Genomic DNA, 16135 nt, shown 5'->3' with positions numbered 1-16135 from the left:
CGCGAACCCACACACAAGGCGGGGTGGCGTGAGCGCAAAGCGCCACGAGCCAAGCGCTACGAACTACCCGCGCTGGGCAAACCCCGGAATCGCGGCCGCGAGAGCCTGCGCCAGGCGCCCCGCATCCGGGCCCACCGGCCCCGCAAAACCGAGCCGGCGCCCCTCGGTGACGCGCTGCTTCTCGTTGGTGACATGTCGCAGATCACCAACGAGCGAAACCTCACCAAATACCGCGAGCCGATCCTCAAGCGCCGACTCGAGCTTGGCCGAGGCCAGCGCCGCAGCGATCGCCAAATCCGCCGCCGGTTCGGTGAGCCGCACCCCGCCAACGGTCGACACATACACATCATGCTGCGCAAATGACAGCCCGCAGCGGCGCTCAAGCACCGCCAGCAGCATCGCCACGCGCCCCGCATCCACACCGTTGACCACCCGGCGTGGATTCGGCGCCTGCGTTGGCACCACAAGCGCCTGGATCTCCACCGGCAGCACCCGCTTGCCCTCGAGTGCCATGGTGACGCAGGTGCCCGGCACCGATCCATCCCGGTCACTGATAAAAAGCGCCGAAGGATCCGGTACCTCGCGCATCCCCTCACCGGTCATCTCAAAACACCCCACCTCGTCGGTGGGCCCGAACCGGTTCTTCAGCGTGCGCACAAAGCGCAGCGCAGTCTGCCGGTCGCCGTCAACATGCGCCACCACATCCACCAGATGCTCGAGCAGCCGCGGCCCGGCAACCTGCCCGTCTTTGGTGACATGGCCCACAATGATCACCGGCAGTCCGCGCGATTTTGCGAGCCGAATCAGCGCCGACGCCACCTCGCGCACCTGCGAAGGCTGGCCGGCAAGCGCATCCAGCTCTGCCGAAGCGACCGTCTGCACCGAGTCGACGATGAGCAGCCGCGGCTGCACCTCATCCACATGCCCGAGCACGGTCGCCAGATCGGTTTCGCTTGCCAGATAGAGCGTGGGATGCAGTGCATCGGTGCGCTCGGCACGCAACCGCACCTGGTTCACCGACTCTTCGGCGCTCACATACAGCACCTTGGCGCCCAAGCTCGCGATCTTCGAGGCCGTGTCGATCAACAGCGTCGATTTACCTACCCCGGGTTCGCCGCTGAGCAAAATCGCGGCGCCCGGAACGATCCCGCCGCCGAGCACCCGGTCGAACTCGCTGATGCCGGTTGGCCAGTGCACGGCCTGTCCCGCATCAACCTCGGTGATGGGCTGCGCGGCGGTTGCAGGCGCGAGCGGTTCGGCGCGAAACTGCGGGCCACCGCGTGTAGCAGCGCGCTCTTCTATGGTGCCCCAGGCCTGGCACTCGGGGCAGCGGCCAACCCACTTGACGGCCTCGTAGCCGCACTCGCTGCATTGGTAAGCCGGTCGCTTTCGTTTCGTTGCCATGTGGCAAAGCCTATGGGGTGCCTCCGACACCGCCGCGCGATCGGCAGTGCGGGTTGGGGGATGCGCGCCAGTTTGGTAGTTCGATTTGCGTGAACGGCTTGGGGCGTGTAATGTCGTCCGACGGTGACGTGTCCGAGCGGCCGAAGGTGCGACACTCGAAATGTCGTGTAGGGCAACCCCCTACCGTGGGTTCAAATCCCACCGTCACCGCCGAAAGGTAAACCCCCGCCTCCCTTGGAAACAAGCGGAAGGCGGGGGGTTCTTCGTTTGTGCAAAGTCGGCTTGTGGGCACTTGCTCGGCTTGTAGGCACATTTGTTTTGCTCGTGTGCCTCGGGGTGGCGCGCGCGAGGCTCACGCGCCTCGTGAAGTGTTTCACCATCGCTGCGGTACACCGGTATCGCTGGGGTACACCGGTATGGCGGTGTACCTAGAGGTTTGCGGTGTACCCGAGGGTGTGGGCGCCGAGGGGCGGCGCGGGCGCGGGCGCGGCGCTTTGGATACGGGCGCCGAGGGACGACGCGCGGGCCATCGTTGCTCCGGGGCATGAATGAAACCCCCCGGCCGTTCCGAGAAAGGGTAGTGGGCTGGTTCTAGCTGCACACGCTTCGGGAGTTGGAACGCATCCAGTGAAGTTCGTATCCGTCGAGATCGACTGCGATTACGAGGTCGAGGTCTTCGACTTCGCGGCATGCGTGTTGCATGACCCACCGGGCCACATCCTCGCGTTCGTGTTCCTGCATGCGTTCCTGGATGTGGACTCGGACAGCGCCGGCGTGCTCGTCGGTGATGTCGGCGATCCAGAATCCGGGCGAGGTAGAGCAGAGCGATTGGAACGAGGGCGCGGGGAACTCGCCGTCACAACTGGGGTTGCCGCCGAGGACGGCTTCGGTGACCCGTGCCGCGAGGTCGGTGTGCGCTTCCTCGGTCGGCCCGGGAGCTTGTTTCTCGTCTGTGTTTTCCTCGGGCATGGTGGTGGTTTCGACAGCAGCGGGCTCTTCCGCCTGCTCATTGGGCGTGGGATTGATAATCTGGTTAATGATGCCGACGGCAATGATCACGCCGAGAGCGATCACCCACCAGCGCTTGTACCAGGGCCTCTTCGGTTGAGTGTTGGTGTTGGGCTCCATGCCTTAGACCCTAGAGTATCTGCGGCGTCGTGGTGGTACTCGCAGTCGAGGGCGTATGTATGAGAGTGCCCTTGTGCGCACATTCTGCCCGCGATCTGTCCAGAAGGGCCGATCTGACGTGGTCGAGGTACGCCCTAGCCTGGCTGCTTTAAGCGGAAGACGGGGGTTCTTCGTTTCCTCAAGCTCGGCTTGCGAGCACTTGCTCGGCTCGTGAGCACATGTTGGCCACATTAGTTTTTCCCGCTTGCCTCGGGGCAACGCTCGCGAGGCTCGTCAAGTGCTGCACCTTCGCTGCGGTACACCGATATCGCTGGGGTACACCGATATCGCTGGGGTACACCGGTATAGCGGTGTACCTCGAGGTTTGCGGTGTACCCGAAGGGGGCGGGCGCGGCGCTTTGGAGGCGGGCGCGGGCTTGAAGCGTGGCGGGCGCGGCACCCAGGTGTGACGCGCGCGAAAGTCCGCGCGCGCCTCGGGGCGACGCCCGCGGCGCATTACGAACGAAGAAGCGGCGCATTGTTGCGTCGACAAGTTTTGGGTTAGTCTGTGGCAACCCTCGAGGCGAAACAGGCAAGCAGCTGGGCTCTCTAGCAGCCGAGTTCGGGTCTGATGCGCTTCGCAGCCCACCAGTAGATGCAGAGGTTTCTCGGCCGTGCCCCCATCACAATTCCGACGACGCCTGCGCCGCGGCGTGGCGCTGGTGCTCGCCGCCGCATTCGCCCTGGTTGGCTGTGCACCGCCGACCGCCACAGAGGTGGGGCCAGACACTGGCGAAGAAATCTCCAGCGTAACCGCAGCTCTCCCTGGGTCAGTGTCGAGCCTGTATGTCGGGCATGAAGCCGGCATCCTCAACTACCACCTCGCCGCAATCGGGCAGGAGGGGCTCACCATGCTCGACGCCAACGGCGACGTGCAGCCGGCACTGGCCGAGTCGTGGGAGCAGCCCGACGACACCACCTACGTGTTCACGCTTCGTGACGGTGCGAAATTTCAGGATGGCAGCGATGTCACCGTCGAGGATGTGTTGTTCAGTCTCGAAACCGCCCGCGACCCCGAGCTTTCGCCAGGACTGAGCTACTACCTCACCGCTGTTGACCGCATCAGTGCCATCGGCGATGACCGCATCGAAATCACACTTAACGCACCCGACGCTGCTTTTCTCAAGAACATGTCGAGCGGCGGTGCGGGGTTTATCACCTCAAAACGGTTCTGGCAGGAGCACGACGGCAAGATTGGCAATAGCCGCTCGCTGGTTTTGGGTACCGGGCCTTATCGGGTGACTGAATTTGTTCCCGACTCGCATGTGAGTTACGAGCGTGTTGACACCTGGTGGGGTGGCGTCCCGAAGGTGAAACACCTCACCGTGAAGTTCATCCCGGATGAATCGACACGGCTGCTTGCGGCCCGTTCTGGGGAGATTGATATTGCCTTCAGCGTGCCGGTGCAGCAGAGCCGGTCGTGGCAGCAGGTGCCGAATATGCGCATCGAGAATGCGCCTGACCTCAGCTATGTGGGGCTCTATTTCAACACCACCGTGAAGCCGTTTGACGACCCGAAAGTGCGTGAGGCGTTCGCCCACTCGTTTGACCGGCGCGCGGTGGCCGAGAACCTGCTGCGGAATCAGGGCGAGGCGGCCGGCACCATCATGACTCCCGAATCACTCGCCACCGTGTACGACGCCGACGAGGCCCGCGAAAAGCTCGCCGAGGTGCCGCAGCGTGAGTTTGATCTCGACAAGGCTAAGGCGGCGTTGAGTGCCTCATCACAGCCGAACGGTTTTGAGACCGAAATGCTTGTTCCGGCCACTGGGCCGCATTTGAAACAGGCTGCTCTCGCCTATGCCGAAAACCTCGCCACGATCGGGGTCAGGCTCAATGTACGTGAGGTGCCGATTGAAGAATGGCTCGCGGCGGCTGATGTATCGGCCGGCTATGGCGTGAGCTATATGTGGTACTTCTCGACGCTCGGGCAGCCGGAGGAGATTTCGAGTTTCATGCTCGGCACCGGCAATGTGAGTGGGTATGAAAACTCCGAGATACAGGATTTGCTGGCACAGGCGCTGGCCGAACCCGACACCGAAAAACGTATCGAGCTGTTGCTCAAAGTAGAAAAACTGCAGGCCGCCGACATTATTGACGTGCCGCTGTGGTGGGGGCAGTCGATCACCGCAGTCAAGATGGATCTCGGGATCCGTGATCTGTCACCGTATCGGTTCGTGAGTTGCTGGCCCGCCGCACTGTATCGGGCGGCAACATGAGCGCCGCAGCCGGCGCCACCAGGCGCAAATTTAGCGACACTTTGATGGGGATGCTCACGACCCGGCTCGTGGGGATCGCGGTGGTCTTGTTCGTGCTCACCTTCGTGGTGTTTGCACTCATGTATCTCGCCCCGGGCGATTTGGCAAAAACTCTGCTCGGTAATCGACCGGTCAACCCCGAGTCGGTGGCGGCGATCCGCGCGAAATATCACCTGGATGAACCCTTCCTCACCCAGTATGGAATCTGGCTCGGGAATGTGTTCACCGGCAACCTTGGCGATTCCATCCGCTTGCAGGTGCCGGTAACTGAGGCAATCGGTGCCCGCATCCCGACAACCTTCTGGATGTGTGCGCTCGCGTTTGTGATGTCGGTGCTCATTGCCGTGCCGCTCGGTATTCGTGGCGCGGTGCGACCGCACGGTGTTGTCGACCGGGTGGGTTCTTGGCTGGCGGTGCTGGGGATTTCGGCGCCGACCTTCGCCGTGGGTGTGCTGCTGCTGTACGTGTTTTCGTACTATCTGCCGATCTTCCCGGTGTACGGCACCGGTGACGGGTTTGTCGACATGCTGTATCACCTCATCCTGCCCGCGTTTTCGTTGACCGTGGGGTTGGCGGCGATCTTGCTCAAGCTGACCCGCACGGCCATGGTTGGCGCGCTCGCATCCGACTATGTGACGGGGATGCGTGCCCGCGGAATTCCTGAACGGCAGGTTGAGCGGGTGGCGCTGCGCAATGCGGCCATGCCGATCATCACCGCGGCGAGTCTCGTGCTCACCTTCCTGGTGGGTGGCACGCTGCTGGCCGAAACCACGTTCGCGTTGCCGGGGCTCGGGAAGCTGTTGGCCGATTCGGTGATGTTTAAAGACATCCCGGTGGTGCAGGCGGCGACACTGTTGATTGCCGCGCTAATCGCCGTGATCGCGCTGCTGGCAGATATCGCTTTTTGGCTGCTCGACCCGCGGCAGCGCAGCCCTCGTGAGCGGAGGGGCCGAGCATGAGCGCACCCAAGACGAAAGTATTGACGGTTCCAGCCCTGCAGGGTCGGCGCCGCCTGCCGATTGTGGCGTTGGCCGTGCTGGCGGTGGCGGCTTTTTTGGCGATCTTCGGCAACCTCATCGTGCCGGATGCAACCAAACAGGATTTGCTTGCCGGTGCGGTACCGCCATTGAGCTATCAGCATCCACTTGGCACCGATGATCTTGGCCGGGATGTGTTGAAACTTGCGGTTGGCGGCGCGGCTTCGGCGCTGGTGGGACCGGTGCTGGTGGCGCTCGGGTCAATGGTGCTCGGGATGCTGCTTGGCAGCCTCGCGGGGTATGAGCGCGGCTGGGTCGACACGGTGATCGGGCGCTGGACCGATCTGCTGCTGGCGCTGCCCGTGCTGCTTTTGGCGCTGGTGGTGGGCGGTATTCTCGGCACGAACTACTGGATTACCGTGCTGCTACTGATCGTGCTGTTCTCGCCCAGCGATATTCGGATTGTGCGTGCGGGGGTGCTCGACCAGTCGACGCGCGCCTATGTTGAAGCGACGAAGATGCTCAACCTGTCGCGCTGGCGGATCATGTTCCGGCACGTGTTGCCAAATGTGCTGCCGCTGATCATCACCAACACGATGCTGAACGTGACGTTTGCGCTGGTGTCGTTCTCGTCGCTGTCGTTTTTGGGGGTCGGTGTGCCGAGCGACGCCGCCGATTGGGGGCGGCAGCTTGCCGACGGTCGCCACCTGATTTTTGAAAACCCCGCCGCCGCGCTCGTGCCGGCGCTGCTGATTATTGCGGTGGCGATGGCCGCGAATGTGGTGGGCGACTGGTTGGGTGAGAAGCTGGAGCGAGGTCGGGCATGAACTCGGTGACACCATCCGCTGCCATGATTGCTATCGAACGGCTCGCGGTGAACGGGCCGCAGGGCGAGGTGATTGTGCATCCCTGGAGCGCCGAGGTGGGCAGCGGCGAAACGCTCGCGCTCATTGGCGAATCGGGGTCGGGTAAAACACTCTCGGCAAAAGCGTTGATCGGGTTGCTTGCTCCGGGGCTTTCGGCCAGCGGTGCACTGCTGGTGAACGGCACGCGCTATCCGCTGGCACAGGCTGAAGCTGACTGGCAGCCGCTGCGGGGCCGGCTGGTGACGATGGTGCTGCAGGATCCGTTTACGGCGCTGAGTCCGGTGCACCGTATCGGCGAGCAGATCGGTTGGACGATCGACGCACACGCCGGGAAGCTGTCGCGCCGGGAACGAACCGACCGCATCCGCGCCGCCCTCGAAGAGGTGCGACTGCCGGCCGAAACCGCCGAGCAATATCCGCACCAGCTTTCGGGCGGGATGCGGCAGCGCGCCGCCATTGCGGCCGCGCTTGCCTCGCAGCCGCAGCTGGTGATTGCTGATGAACCGACCACCGCATTGGATGCATCCAATCAGGCCGGCATTCTTGAGCTGCTTGACCGGTTGGGGCGTGAGCGTGGCATTGCGGTGCTGCTCATCACTCACGACCTCGGCGTTGTGCGTGACTATGCCGACCGGGTGCTGGTGATGCGGCAGGGTGAAATTGTCGAGCGGGGGAACGCCAGCGAGCTGTTTACTGCGCCGAAGCACGAGTACACTCGCTCGCTGCTTGCCGCCGACCCGGTGACCGCGATGCGTAACGGTGACCTCGTGGGTGCTGCCGGCGCCGCGGATGCGGCCGAGATACCGGTGTTGCGTGCCAGCGGGGTGACGAAGTCGTTTGCCGGCCGGCCCGTGTTGCGTGGTGTCGATTTTGAGGTGCGCGGCGGTGAAATCGTGGGCCTGGTGGGTGAGTCGGGCTCGGGTAAGTCGACCCTGATGCGCTGTATCGCCGGTCTCGAGCTCGAGGATGCGGGCCGCATCGAATTCGACGGGGTGCCGGTGCGGCCGGGGCGGCGCGACCGCACCCCCGAGATGGCGCAGATCGTTTTTCAGGATCCCTATTCGTCACTCAACCCGATGTTCACCGTTGGTGACACGCTGCGTGAGGCGCTTCGGGTGGCGAACCGTCCGCTGAGTGATGCCAGCGAGCTACTTGAGCAGGTGGGACTGTCTGCTGATTATTTGCGGCGCCGACCGGCTTCGCTTTCGGGCGGTCAACGGCAGCGGGTGGCAATCGCCCGCGCGCTGGCACCGCGGCCAAAACTGCTGATCTGCGATGAATCGGTATCGGCGCTGGATGTGTCGGTGCAGGCAAAAATCCTCGAGTTGCTGCGGCGATTGCGGGATGAAACCGGGCAGGCGATTGCGCTGATTTCGCACGATCTCGGCGTGGTGCTGGCGGTAACCGATCGGGTTGCGGTGCTGCGCGACGGGGTGGTGGTTGAGTCGGGGCGCTCGGCGGAGGTGTTCGGCAACCCGCAGCATGACTACACCAAGCAGTTGGTATCGGCGGCGCTTGGCCGCCAGTCGCGAGATGATGGTGACCTCGAAGTGAAGGAGCCCTAGGTGGAACTACAGACACTGCCACTGAATGACACCCCCACTACAGAACAGCTGGCACCGGTAGCGGAATTGACCGGCGGTGTGCTCACCGACGTCTGGCAGCGCTCGCGGCACCCGTATTCGCCACAGCTGCACCTGGGCGAGGGCGTGGCGTTTTTAACGATGCGACGCGCGCACACCGCGGTGACCAAGGTTGTGGCCTCAGCATGGCGAGAATCTGCCGACATTGATGGCGCGGTTGCTGCGCTCGTTGAGTACGGTCGCGAGCGCGGGGATGCGCGGCTGCTGTGGGAGATCCCGGCGACGCCAGCGCATCCTGAAAATATTCGCGAGGTGCTCACTCGTGCCGGTGGTTGGCAGCTGCGGGCACCCTATGCATCCGCTGATGGCACCGAAAATGTTGCGGGATGGGCGCTCGCTGCGGGTGGTGGCCGTCACCCCGAACCGCCGTACTATGCCCAAACCACCGACTTCACCTGCGGGGCGGTAGCGGCGCTGCTGACGGTGAACCACCTCGCCGGCGGCGGACTTGACGGCGTGAACCGGCAGGACGACCGGCGCACCGAGCTCGCGTTTTGGCGGCGCGCCACGAACATGCCGGCGATCGACCCTTGCGCGCTGCTCGTGGAGCTTGCTGCCGAGTTGCCCGAGCATAAGGTGTCGCTGACGATTTCACAGGACGGGCCGGTGCTGCTTGAGGGCAGTGACGGGTTTATGCGCGAGTCGAAGGAGCTGCTGCAGCGCGAGGCCCGGATGCAGGCAGACCGGGCCGGGTTGCCGATCGTGACGGAATGGCAGTCGGTGTCGTCGCTTGTTGCGGCACTGCAGGACGGTGCGGTCGCCATTGTGTTGATTGACGAGGTGCCGATGCACAATGATCCGACCCCGCACTGGGTGATCGCGCATGCGGCAGACGATCGCTATATCTACATCCAAGACCCGTGGATTAACGCGCCCGAGGGCGAGACCTGGCTTGACGGGCACGATCTGCCGATTGCACTTGACGAGTTTGACGCCATGGCACGCTGGGGCGACCCCGCCTACCGGGCCATCATCGAGGTTCGCTGAGGCTGCGGCTTATGCCTGCGGTGGCGCACTGCTGCACCTTCGCTGGGGTACACCGATATCGCTGGAGTACACCGGTATAGCGGTGTACCCCGAGGTTTGCGGTGTACCCGAGGGGGTGCTGGTGCTTAGGGATGACGCCCCGAGGGTGCGGGCGCGGTGCTTAGGGCGCGGAGGCGCCGTCCGAGGGCTTTTTAAACGCGAGGATGCAGCTGGCTACGGCGAGTACGGCGAACACCACCAGGAGTGCGATGGCGATCGCCATCGTGACGTTAACGTCTATCCCGAATACCCGGTGCGCGAGTGACGCTGCTGCCGGTTCTTCAACGTCGACCACATCTTCAACGAATGCCGCGCACACAAAAATAGTTACCCACATCGCGGCCTGGCATCGGGCTGACCACTTTGGCAGTGCCCGAGCGCGCCGCGCATCGTCGCTGGCGAGCGTGATCGCGCTCAGCACCCAGCACACGATGATCATGATCGGGGCCACAGTGAGGAGCGCCAGTACGCCCATCCAACCCACGACCTGCGTAAAAAACAGCGCGCGGCCGTACGTGAGCATGAACGCGCCAAATAGCGGCGTGAACCACTGCAGCCAAAACATGGCTCGGCCCAGGCCCGTCGGTTCCAGACCCGTCGGTTCCGGGCCTTGCGGTGCTGGCGCGGGCTGGTACTGCGGGACGGGAGAGTTCGCGGTCATGATTGCTCTTTTTCCGGGTCGTCATTTGTTTGCGCGCGCCGCTCAAGGAAGGCGTCGAGTTCGGCGTCTTCACGCCGTACTCGGGCCGCCGACAAAAACCAGCGGTGGGTGGCAAATGCCCAGACGACAACCACGAACAGAGTCGTGGTGAGGCGGTTGGTGCGGGCCTGCTCGCAACCGATCGCATAGGCCAAACGCCCGTCGAGCCGGTCGACCTCGTCAGGGCCAAAATATTTGTACTCGGGCGGATTGATGTGCGTGTCGACCGCATCTTCTGCCGCATCCGGAACTATGTAGCTGCGATGCACCTCCACCGGGGCCACGTTGATGACCGGGCGGCACGGAGCTGCGGTGGTTTTGCCCGGGGCGACGAGATTGACCGACGGGGGAGCGCTCAGCAGCACCACCACCACCAGCACTCCGAGGCCTGCAAATAGCCGCGGAGCCCACGTCAGTAGCCAGTTTTTTCGCTGTCTGGGGGTCACTGCTGCTCCGATCGTCAACGGGTCGAGATCTCGGTGCCTTCACGATAGACGCCGCACCAACGCACGCGCCCGTTTTCGGCCCAATATCGAGCTGGGAACCGACCAAGATCATCCCCTGTGCCGAGGCGCCGCTAGCTGGCGGTCGCCGAAGCCTCGCAATACACATCCTGTTGACCGCACTGTTCGCACACCACCAGCCGCTGTTGGCAGGTGTCTTCGGCGCAGTTTTGCAGGCGCGAGGTGGCGGCACCGCACAGCGTGCACTCGCCAATCACTTTTGCCTCTGGCCCGAGGTCGAGATGCTCGCGGCCATCAAACACGGTGAGCGACCCCTCCCAGAGCCCCTCGTTGCCGAAACGCTCGCCGTAGCGCACGATGCCGCCGTCGATCTGATACACCTCGTTGAAACCGCGGTTGATCATCAGCGCCGAAAGAATTTCACAGCGCACCCCGCCTGTGCAGTAGGTGACCACGGGCCGGTCTTTCATCCAGTCGTAGGCGCCCGACTCGATCTCGCGAATAAAGTCGTGGGTGGTCACCGTGTTCGGCACCACCGCGCCCCGAAACCGGCCAACCGCGGCCTCGGCGGCATTGCGCCCGTCGAAAAACACGGTGTCGGGTTTTTCGGCCACCAGCTCATGCACCTGTTCGGGGCTGAGGTGTTCGCCACCGCCAACGACGCCATTTTCATCCACCACGAGCTCGTCCGGCGTACCGAACGCGACGATTTCGGGGCGCACCTTCACGCTCAGCCGCGGGAAATCGAGCGAGTAGCCGTCGGCATCCACACCAGTGCCCTCCGACCATTTCATATCGACGTTCTTGAACGCCGGGTACTGCTTGAGTGCGCGCACATACTGTTTGCAGGGCACCACATCGCCGCCCACGGTGCCATTAATCCCGTGTTTTGACACCAGGATGCGTCCGCGCAGCCCCAGCCGACGGCACAGTTCCAGCTGCCACAGCTTGATCGCCTCGGGATCGGCAATGGGGGTGAACACGTAGTACAACAAAATTTTCGGGGTGGCCATGCCTCAATTTTCGCACTCTCGTAGCGGCACCCCTGCATCCGGGCGGATTATGGTTGCTCGTATGAGTGACGCCACCATCGAACTGGCCAATGGAAACCTGCGCATCACCCGAACTGGCCCACAGGGGCGGCTCGGCATGATCGAGCTCAACCGCCCCCGGCAACTCAATGCCCTCACCGGGGCCATGATTGACGGGCTGGCCGAGGTGGTCGCAGCCTGGCGCGCCGATGCGAGCATCGAACAGATCGTCATTTTTGGTGCCGGTGAGCGCGGCCTCTGCGCGGGCGGTGATGTGGCCGAGCTTCGTACCGGCATCGTCGCCGACGGTCATACCGGTGGTGCCGAACGAGTGCTCGGCAGCGAGTATCGCCTCGATGCCACCTGGCCCGAGCTACCGCAACCGGTGGTGGCGGTGATGGACGGCCACACGCTCGGCGGTGGTGTGGGGCTATCGGGGCACGCCAGTATCCGGGTGGTTACCGAACGCAGCCGGGTGGGGATGCCGGAGGCGGCGATTGGTTTCAGCCCCGATGTTGGCGGCAGCTATTTGCTCGCCCGCATGCCGGGCCGGCTCGGCGAACACGCGGGCGTCACCGGCGCGCGATTGAACGCGGCGGATGCGATCGCCACTGGTTTTGCCGACTGGTTTATCCCATCCGATCGCATCCCGCAGCTGCTCGCGCGACTGGCGCAGGAACCGGCGGCCGAGGTGGTTGCTGATCTCGCCGAAGATCCGGGCGAGTCGCAGCTGCTGGCCGAGCGCGAGTGGATCGATGAGGTGTATTCGGCGGCAACTCTGCGCGAAATTGTTGCGCGACTGCAGAAACACGCCCCCGAGCACCAGGTTGCGGCCGAGGCGCTCGCGGCAATTTCGGCGGCGTCGCCACTGGCTGCAGCGGCGACGCTCGAGCTCGTGCGGCGCAATCGTGAGGCGGCGGATTTGCGTGCGGCAATCGACCTCGAATTTCGGGTTGGGCTACGGCTGATTGCCGGCCACGATTTCAGCGAGGGCGTGCGGGCCATGCTGGTCGATAAAGATCGCCAGCCGAAGTGGCAGCCGGCATCGCTGGATGCGGTCACCGAGCAGCAGGTGGCGGCACTTTTTGCCGAGGCGGATGCGCCGCGGATGGAGTGGTCGCTCGGGCCGCTCGGCTTGCGTGACAGTGTCGAATAGCTGAACGGCGCTCGTTTTTGTTATTCGAGCACGATGAACCGACGGGAAAATTGCGCATTAACTAACTGACCGGTCGGTGATAAATTGGTGCCGTTGCATCGACGAAGATGCATCCGTCATCCGACACATAACGAACAATGGAGTTCACATGGCTACGACTGCCACTAATCATGCGTCCGAACCGGTGACATCCGTCGCCGAGCGCCGCCGCGTGCTCGCCGCCACGATTGTCGGCACCACCGTCGAGTGGTACGACTTTTTTATCTATGCGTTTATGGCGAGCCTCGTGTTCGGTGAGCTGTTCTTTAAACCGATGGGGGCGACCCTCGGCGAAGCCGGGCCGGTGCTCATTTCGGTGGCCTCGATCGGTCTGTCATTCCTTTTCCGGCCACTGGGTGCCTTCCTCGCGGGACACTTCGGCGACCGCTTTGGTCGCAAGCCAGTGCTGATCACCACGCTCATCATGATGGGCGGGGCAACCGCGCTGATCGGTGTGCTGCCAACCGGCGATTTTGCGGCTTTCAGCGCCGTACTGTTGTTGCTGCTGCGGGTGCTGCAGGGTATTTCCACCGGTGGTGAGTGGGGCGGTGCCGCGCTCATGGCTGTTGAGACCGCGCCGATGGGGCAGCGCAACCGTGCCGGTGCCTGGCCACAGATGGGTGTGCCGTTCGGGATGCTGATGGCAACCGGGATGCTCACGGTCCTGCAGAGTGTGTTCACTCACGAACAGTTCCTCGACTTCGGTTGGCGAATCGCCTTCCTGTTCTCGATCGTGCTGATCATCGTCGGTTATGTCGTGCGTCGCGCTGTTGAAGAGTCGCCCGTGTTCAAGCAGATCGCCGAGGCCAAAAAAGAACAGACCGCCCCGGTTGCCGTGCTGTTCCGCCGCTTCCCGCTGATCGTGCTGTTCGCCGCGCTCGTGTTCGCCGGTGACAACGCCGTCGGTTACATGCTCGTTGGCGGTACCGTCAGTAAATATGCCTCCGCGCCGCTGCCGCCGGATGGAAATGGCATGGTCGGAATGGAGCCGAGCACGGTCAGTCTGCTGCTCAACATTGCCGCAATTTCGTGGGCGATTTTTACCTACCTGGGTGCCTATATCGCCGATAAAACCAGTGCCAAGACCGTGTTTATCATCGGATACATCCTGATGGTGCCAGCCTCGATCGCGCTATTCCCGCTGGTGACCATGGGCGCCGACAACCCGATCTACTTTGTGCTCGGTACCTGCCTGCTCGGTGTGCCGCTGGGCTTCTGCTACGGCCCGCTTTCGGCCTGGTATGCCGAGGTGTTCCCGGCATCGGTGCGCTTCTCGGGTGTTTCGATCACCTACGCTATCGGTGCCATCGTCGGTGGTGCTTTTGCTCCGCTGATCGTGACCGCGCTGTTCGAAGCCAACGAGGGCCGCTGGTACGGTCCCGCGATCTATCTCAGCGTGATGTCGCTCGTCGGTCTTGTTGGTTCAATCGCGCTGCGGAGCCGGCACAACATCCCGCTCGGCGCCGATATGGAAGCCAGCGGCGTGTGGGATGAATGGAAGCCGGGCGACCCCATCCCGGCCGGCGTGAAACACGATCACTAGCCGCGGTCGCGGCGGCGGGTGCGCACAGTGCCTGCCGCCCGCCGCCTGCTGCCCCGCCAAGCCGGGATCGTCGCAGCTCGGCCGTTCAACACGCAGCGGCCGGGCTGCGCTGCTAGTAGCTCGCGATCGCGTCGGCCACCTTCTGGCCGGTGCGCTGCGCGATGAACTCGCTGGTCAGCTGCTCGCTGGCACGGGCGAGCATGGCCACATCGGCCCCCACCAGCACGAAATCGATACCCGAATCGAGGTAGTCGTGGGCGAGTGCGGGGTTAAAAGCGTTAATCCCCACGGGCTTACCGGCAGCCTTTGCGGCCTCCATTACGTGACGCACCTGGGCCACGACATCGGGGTGCCCCTGCTGGCCGATGAGCCCCATCGACGCGGCCAAATCGCTCGGGCCAATAAACACGGCGTGTACGCCCTCGACGGCCAGGATTTCGTCAACGTTTTTGACGGCTTCAGCGGTTTCGATCTGCACGGTTAGCGACACAAATTCGTCGTTGGCGCGCTCGAGATAGTTGGGGATGCGGTTCCAGCGGGCTCCGCGTGCCAGTGCCGAACCCACTCCGCGGCTTCCTGCCGGCGGATAGAGCACCGCCGAGGCTGCCGCGGCTGCCTGCTCGGCGTTGTTCACCATCGGTACCAGCAGGTTGACGGCGCCGAGGTCGAGGAACTGGTTGAGGATCACCGGATCGTTTACTGGCACCCGAACCATTGGGGTAATCGGGTAGGCGGCTACGACCTGCAGCTGCGATTGCAGTGATTCGAGGGTGAGGGCCGTGTGTTCGCCGTCGATCAGCAGCCAGTCGAGGCCCGAACCAGCGGCAATTTCGGCGTTGACGAGTGAGCCAGAGCACACCCACATTCCCACCAGACCGCGATCAGCAGCCGCCAGCTGCTGATGGAAGGGCTTCGCTAGTTGAATCGACATGTAATGGTCCCCATTCGTCCGTAATCGCACAGCACGGTGTCGCCTCGCTCCACCCACATTGGGCGGGTGAACGAGCCGGCAAGAATGATCTCGCCTGCTTCCAGGCGCGAACCGTGCTGCGCGAATTTATTCGCGAGCCAGGCGACGCCGGTTGCCGGGTGGTTGAGCACCGCGGCGGCGACGCCAGACTCTTCGATCGTCTCATTTTTGTAGAGCAGCGCCGAAACCCAGCGCAGATCGATCTCATCCGGACGCATGGGGTGGCCGCCGAGCACCATCGCTCCGTAGGCGGCATTGTCTGAGATCGTGTCGACGATCGTGCGTCCCTCCAACTGGATGTGCGAGTTGAGCACTTCCAGGGCGGGGGTGACGAACTCGGTTGCCCGAAATACGTCGAAGATGTTGCAATTTGGACCTTCGAGCGGTTCGCGCAGCACAAATGCGAGCTCCACCTCGATGCGCACATTGGTAAAACGGTCGTAGGGGATGACCGAGCCGTTTTCGTAGACGGTATCGTCGAACATGACGCCATAGTCGGGTTCGCTGATACCGGTAGCCTGCTGCATCGCCTTCGATGTCAGGCCGATTTTGCGCCCCACCAAACGGCGACCGGCAGCCAACTGCTGATCGCGCCAGCGGCCCTGAATCGCATATGAGTCTTCAACCGTGGCTTCCGGGTAGCGGGCGGTGATGCGCGGCATCAGCGTCCGGGTGCGTTCGGCTTCGGCTAGCTCACGCGCGATGTCATCGATCTGTTCGGGGGAGAGCATGTTCTCTATTCTGCCCCGGAAGGCGAAGCCGCGTGTTGATATTCGCGCACCGAGTAGTGCGGCGTCATTTGTGCTCAAGTGGCGAAGAACACCATGAGCGGCACACGTAGGGTGGAGAGACCCGGTATTGAAATGAGGTTGGCGACGAATGTGGTTGCGT

The 16135-nt window shown here is 63.4% G+C and carries 14 protein-coding genes and 1 tRNA gene; 8 read left to right on the top strand and 7 right to left on the bottom strand.

Annotated elements, in window-relative coordinates; translation table 11 throughout:
• Positions 1-63: 63 nt before the first annotated feature.
• Positions 64-1404 carry a DNA repair protein RadA gene (gene radA / locus JMV54_RS09090; protein WP_201518598.1) on the bottom strand — a complete coding sequence of 447 codons (1341 nt, stop codon included), beginning with the start codon at positions 1402-1404 and terminating at the stop codon, positions 64-66.
• 122 nt (positions 1405-1526) lie between these two features.
• On the opposite strand from radA, the gene JMV54_RS09085 reads away from it, so the two are divergent.
• Positions 1527-1614: transfer RNA gene (locus tag JMV54_RS09085), tRNA-Ser, on the top strand.
• Positions 1615-1995: 381 nt separating this feature from the next.
• Here JMV54_RS09085 and JMV54_RS09080 read toward each other — a convergent pair.
• Complete coding sequence (locus JMV54_RS09080) at positions 1996-2532, bottom strand: hypothetical protein (RefSeq protein WP_201518597.1); 537 nt, start codon at positions 2530-2532, stop codon at positions 1996-1998.
• Positions 2533-3185: 653 nt separating this feature from the next.
• Here JMV54_RS09080 and JMV54_RS09075 point away from each other — a divergent pair.
• Genes JMV54_RS09075 through JMV54_RS09055 form a run of 5 tightly spaced genes read left to right on the top strand, consistent with a single transcriptional unit; the run spans position 3186 to position 9302 of the window.
• Positions 3186-4790 (top strand): ABC transporter substrate-binding protein, encoded by a 1605-nt coding sequence (locus tag JMV54_RS09075; protein ID WP_201518596.1) that lies wholly within the window; start codon positions 3186-3188, stop codon positions 4788-4790.
• Positions 4787-5788, top strand: a complete 1002-nt coding sequence (locus tag JMV54_RS09070; RefSeq protein WP_230972892.1) for an ABC transporter permease — start codon at positions 4787-4789, stop codon at positions 5786-5788. Before JMV54_RS09075 ends, JMV54_RS09070 begins: the two co-directional genes overlap by 4 nt.
• Positions 5785-6633 carry an ABC transporter permease gene (locus tag JMV54_RS09065; protein WP_201518595.1) on the top strand — a complete coding sequence of 283 codons (849 nt, stop codon included), beginning with the start codon at positions 5785-5787 and terminating at the stop codon, positions 6631-6633. The genes JMV54_RS09070 and JMV54_RS09065 overlap by 4 nt, the downstream gene beginning before the upstream one ends.
• A complete protein-coding gene (nikE, locus tag JMV54_RS09060) occupies positions 6630-8237 on the top strand; it encodes a nickel ABC transporter ATP-binding protein NikE (protein WP_230972722.1) in 1608 nt (535 codons plus the stop codon). Before JMV54_RS09065 ends, nikE begins: the two co-directional genes overlap by 4 nt.
• Positions 8238-9302 carry a peptidase C39 family protein gene (locus JMV54_RS09055; RefSeq protein ID WP_201518594.1) on the top strand — a complete coding sequence of 355 codons (1065 nt, stop codon included), beginning with the start codon at positions 8238-8240 and terminating at the stop codon, positions 9300-9302. It abuts the gene before it with no gap.
• A gap of 160 nt (positions 9303-9462) precedes the next feature.
• Here JMV54_RS09055 and JMV54_RS09050 read toward each other — a convergent pair whose 3' ends face one another.
• From JMV54_RS09050 to trhO, 3 genes are all read right to left on the bottom strand, one after another.
• Complete coding sequence (locus JMV54_RS09050) at positions 9463-10002, bottom strand: hypothetical protein (RefSeq protein ID WP_201518593.1); 540 nt, start codon at positions 10000-10002, stop codon at positions 9463-9465.
• Positions 9999-10487, bottom strand: coding sequence for a hypothetical protein (locus tag JMV54_RS09045; RefSeq protein WP_201518592.1), 489 nt, complete (start codon positions 10485-10487; stop codon positions 9999-10001). Before JMV54_RS09045 ends, JMV54_RS09050 begins: the two co-directional genes overlap by 4 nt.
• Before the next feature lie 131 nt (positions 10488-10618).
• Complete coding sequence (gene trhO, locus JMV54_RS09040; protein WP_201518591.1) at positions 10619-11518, bottom strand: oxygen-dependent tRNA uridine(34) hydroxylase TrhO; 900 nt, start codon at positions 11516-11518, stop codon at positions 10619-10621.
• A gap of 61 nt (positions 11519-11579) precedes the next feature.
• Here trhO and JMV54_RS09035 point away from each other — a divergent pair, with 61 nt between their 5' ends.
• Together JMV54_RS09035 and JMV54_RS09030 are read left to right on the top strand one after the other, a co-directional pair.
• Entirely contained in the window at positions 11580-12692 is a 1113-nt protein-coding gene (locus tag JMV54_RS09035; RefSeq protein ID WP_201518590.1) for an enoyl-CoA hydratase/isomerase family protein, read from the top strand.
• Between the two features lie 148 nt (positions 12693-12840).
• On the top strand, positions 12841-14274 hold the full coding sequence (locus JMV54_RS09030; RefSeq protein WP_201518589.1) for an MFS transporter: 1434 nt from the start codon (positions 12841-12843) through the stop codon (positions 14272-14274).
• A gap of 112 nt (positions 14275-14386) precedes the next feature.
• Here JMV54_RS09030 and JMV54_RS09025 read toward each other — a convergent pair whose 3' ends face one another.
• Both JMV54_RS09025 and hpaH read right to left on the bottom strand, forming a co-directional pair.
• Positions 14387-15205 carry an HpcH/HpaI aldolase family protein gene (locus JMV54_RS09025; protein WP_201518588.1) on the bottom strand — a complete coding sequence of 273 codons (819 nt, stop codon included), beginning with the start codon at positions 15203-15205 and terminating at the stop codon, positions 14387-14389.
• Complete coding sequence (gene hpaH, locus JMV54_RS09020; RefSeq protein ID WP_201518587.1) at positions 15190-15975, bottom strand: 2-oxo-hept-4-ene-1,7-dioate hydratase; 786 nt, start codon at positions 15973-15975, stop codon at positions 15190-15192. Before hpaH ends, JMV54_RS09025 begins: the two co-directional genes overlap by 16 nt.
• Positions 15976-16135: the final 160 nt, after the last annotated feature.

This window comes from Gulosibacter hominis, assembly GCF_904842695.1.
In the GTDB taxonomy this organism is placed as follows: domain Bacteria; phylum Actinomycetota; class Actinomycetes; order Actinomycetales; family Microbacteriaceae; genus Gulosibacter; species Gulosibacter hominis.
Note: the sequence above shows the minus strand (reverse complement) of the source record. Positions and strands in the feature narration are given on the sequence as shown.

What these genes read in the sequence shown, in the direction of transcription:
- JMV54_RS09050 (WP_201518593.1), bottom strand. Translation starts at nt 10,002, where the DNA reads ATGACCGCGAACTCTCCCGTCCCGCAGTACCAGCCCGCGCCAGCACCG.
- JMV54_RS09080 (WP_201518597.1), bottom strand. Translation starts at nt 2,532, where the DNA reads ATGGAGCCCAACACCAACACTCAACCGAAGAGGCCCTGGTACAAGCGC.
- JMV54_RS09025 (WP_201518588.1), bottom strand. Translation starts at nt 15,205, where the DNA reads ATGTCGATTCAACTAGCGAAGCCCTTCCATCAGCAGCTGGCGGCTGCT.
- nikE (WP_230972722.1), top strand. Translation starts at nt 6,630, where the DNA reads ATGAACTCGGTGACACCATCCGCTGCCATGATTGCTATCGAACGGCTC.
- trhO (WP_201518591.1), bottom strand. Translation starts at nt 11,518, where the DNA reads ATGGCCACCCCGAAAATTTTGTTGTACTACGTGTTCACCCCCATTGCC.
- hpaH (WP_201518587.1), bottom strand. Translation starts at nt 15,975, where the DNA reads ATGCTCTCCCCCGAACAGATCGATGACATCGCGCGTGAGCTAGCCGAA.
- JMV54_RS09070 (WP_230972892.1), top strand. Translation starts at nt 4,787, where the DNA reads ATGAGCGCCGCAGCCGGCGCCACCAGGCGCAAATTTAGCGACACTTTG.
- JMV54_RS09030 (WP_201518589.1), top strand. Translation starts at nt 12,841, where the DNA reads ATGGCTACGACTGCCACTAATCATGCGTCCGAACCGGTGACATCCGTC.
- radA (WP_201518598.1), bottom strand. Translation starts at nt 1,404, where the DNA reads ATGGCAACGAAACGAAAGCGACCGGCTTACCAATGCAGCGAGTGCGGC.
- JMV54_RS09035 (WP_201518590.1), top strand. Translation starts at nt 11,580, where the DNA reads ATGAGTGACGCCACCATCGAACTGGCCAATGGAAACCTGCGCATCACC.
- JMV54_RS09065 (WP_201518595.1), top strand. Translation starts at nt 5,785, where the DNA reads ATGAGCGCACCCAAGACGAAAGTATTGACGGTTCCAGCCCTGCAGGGT.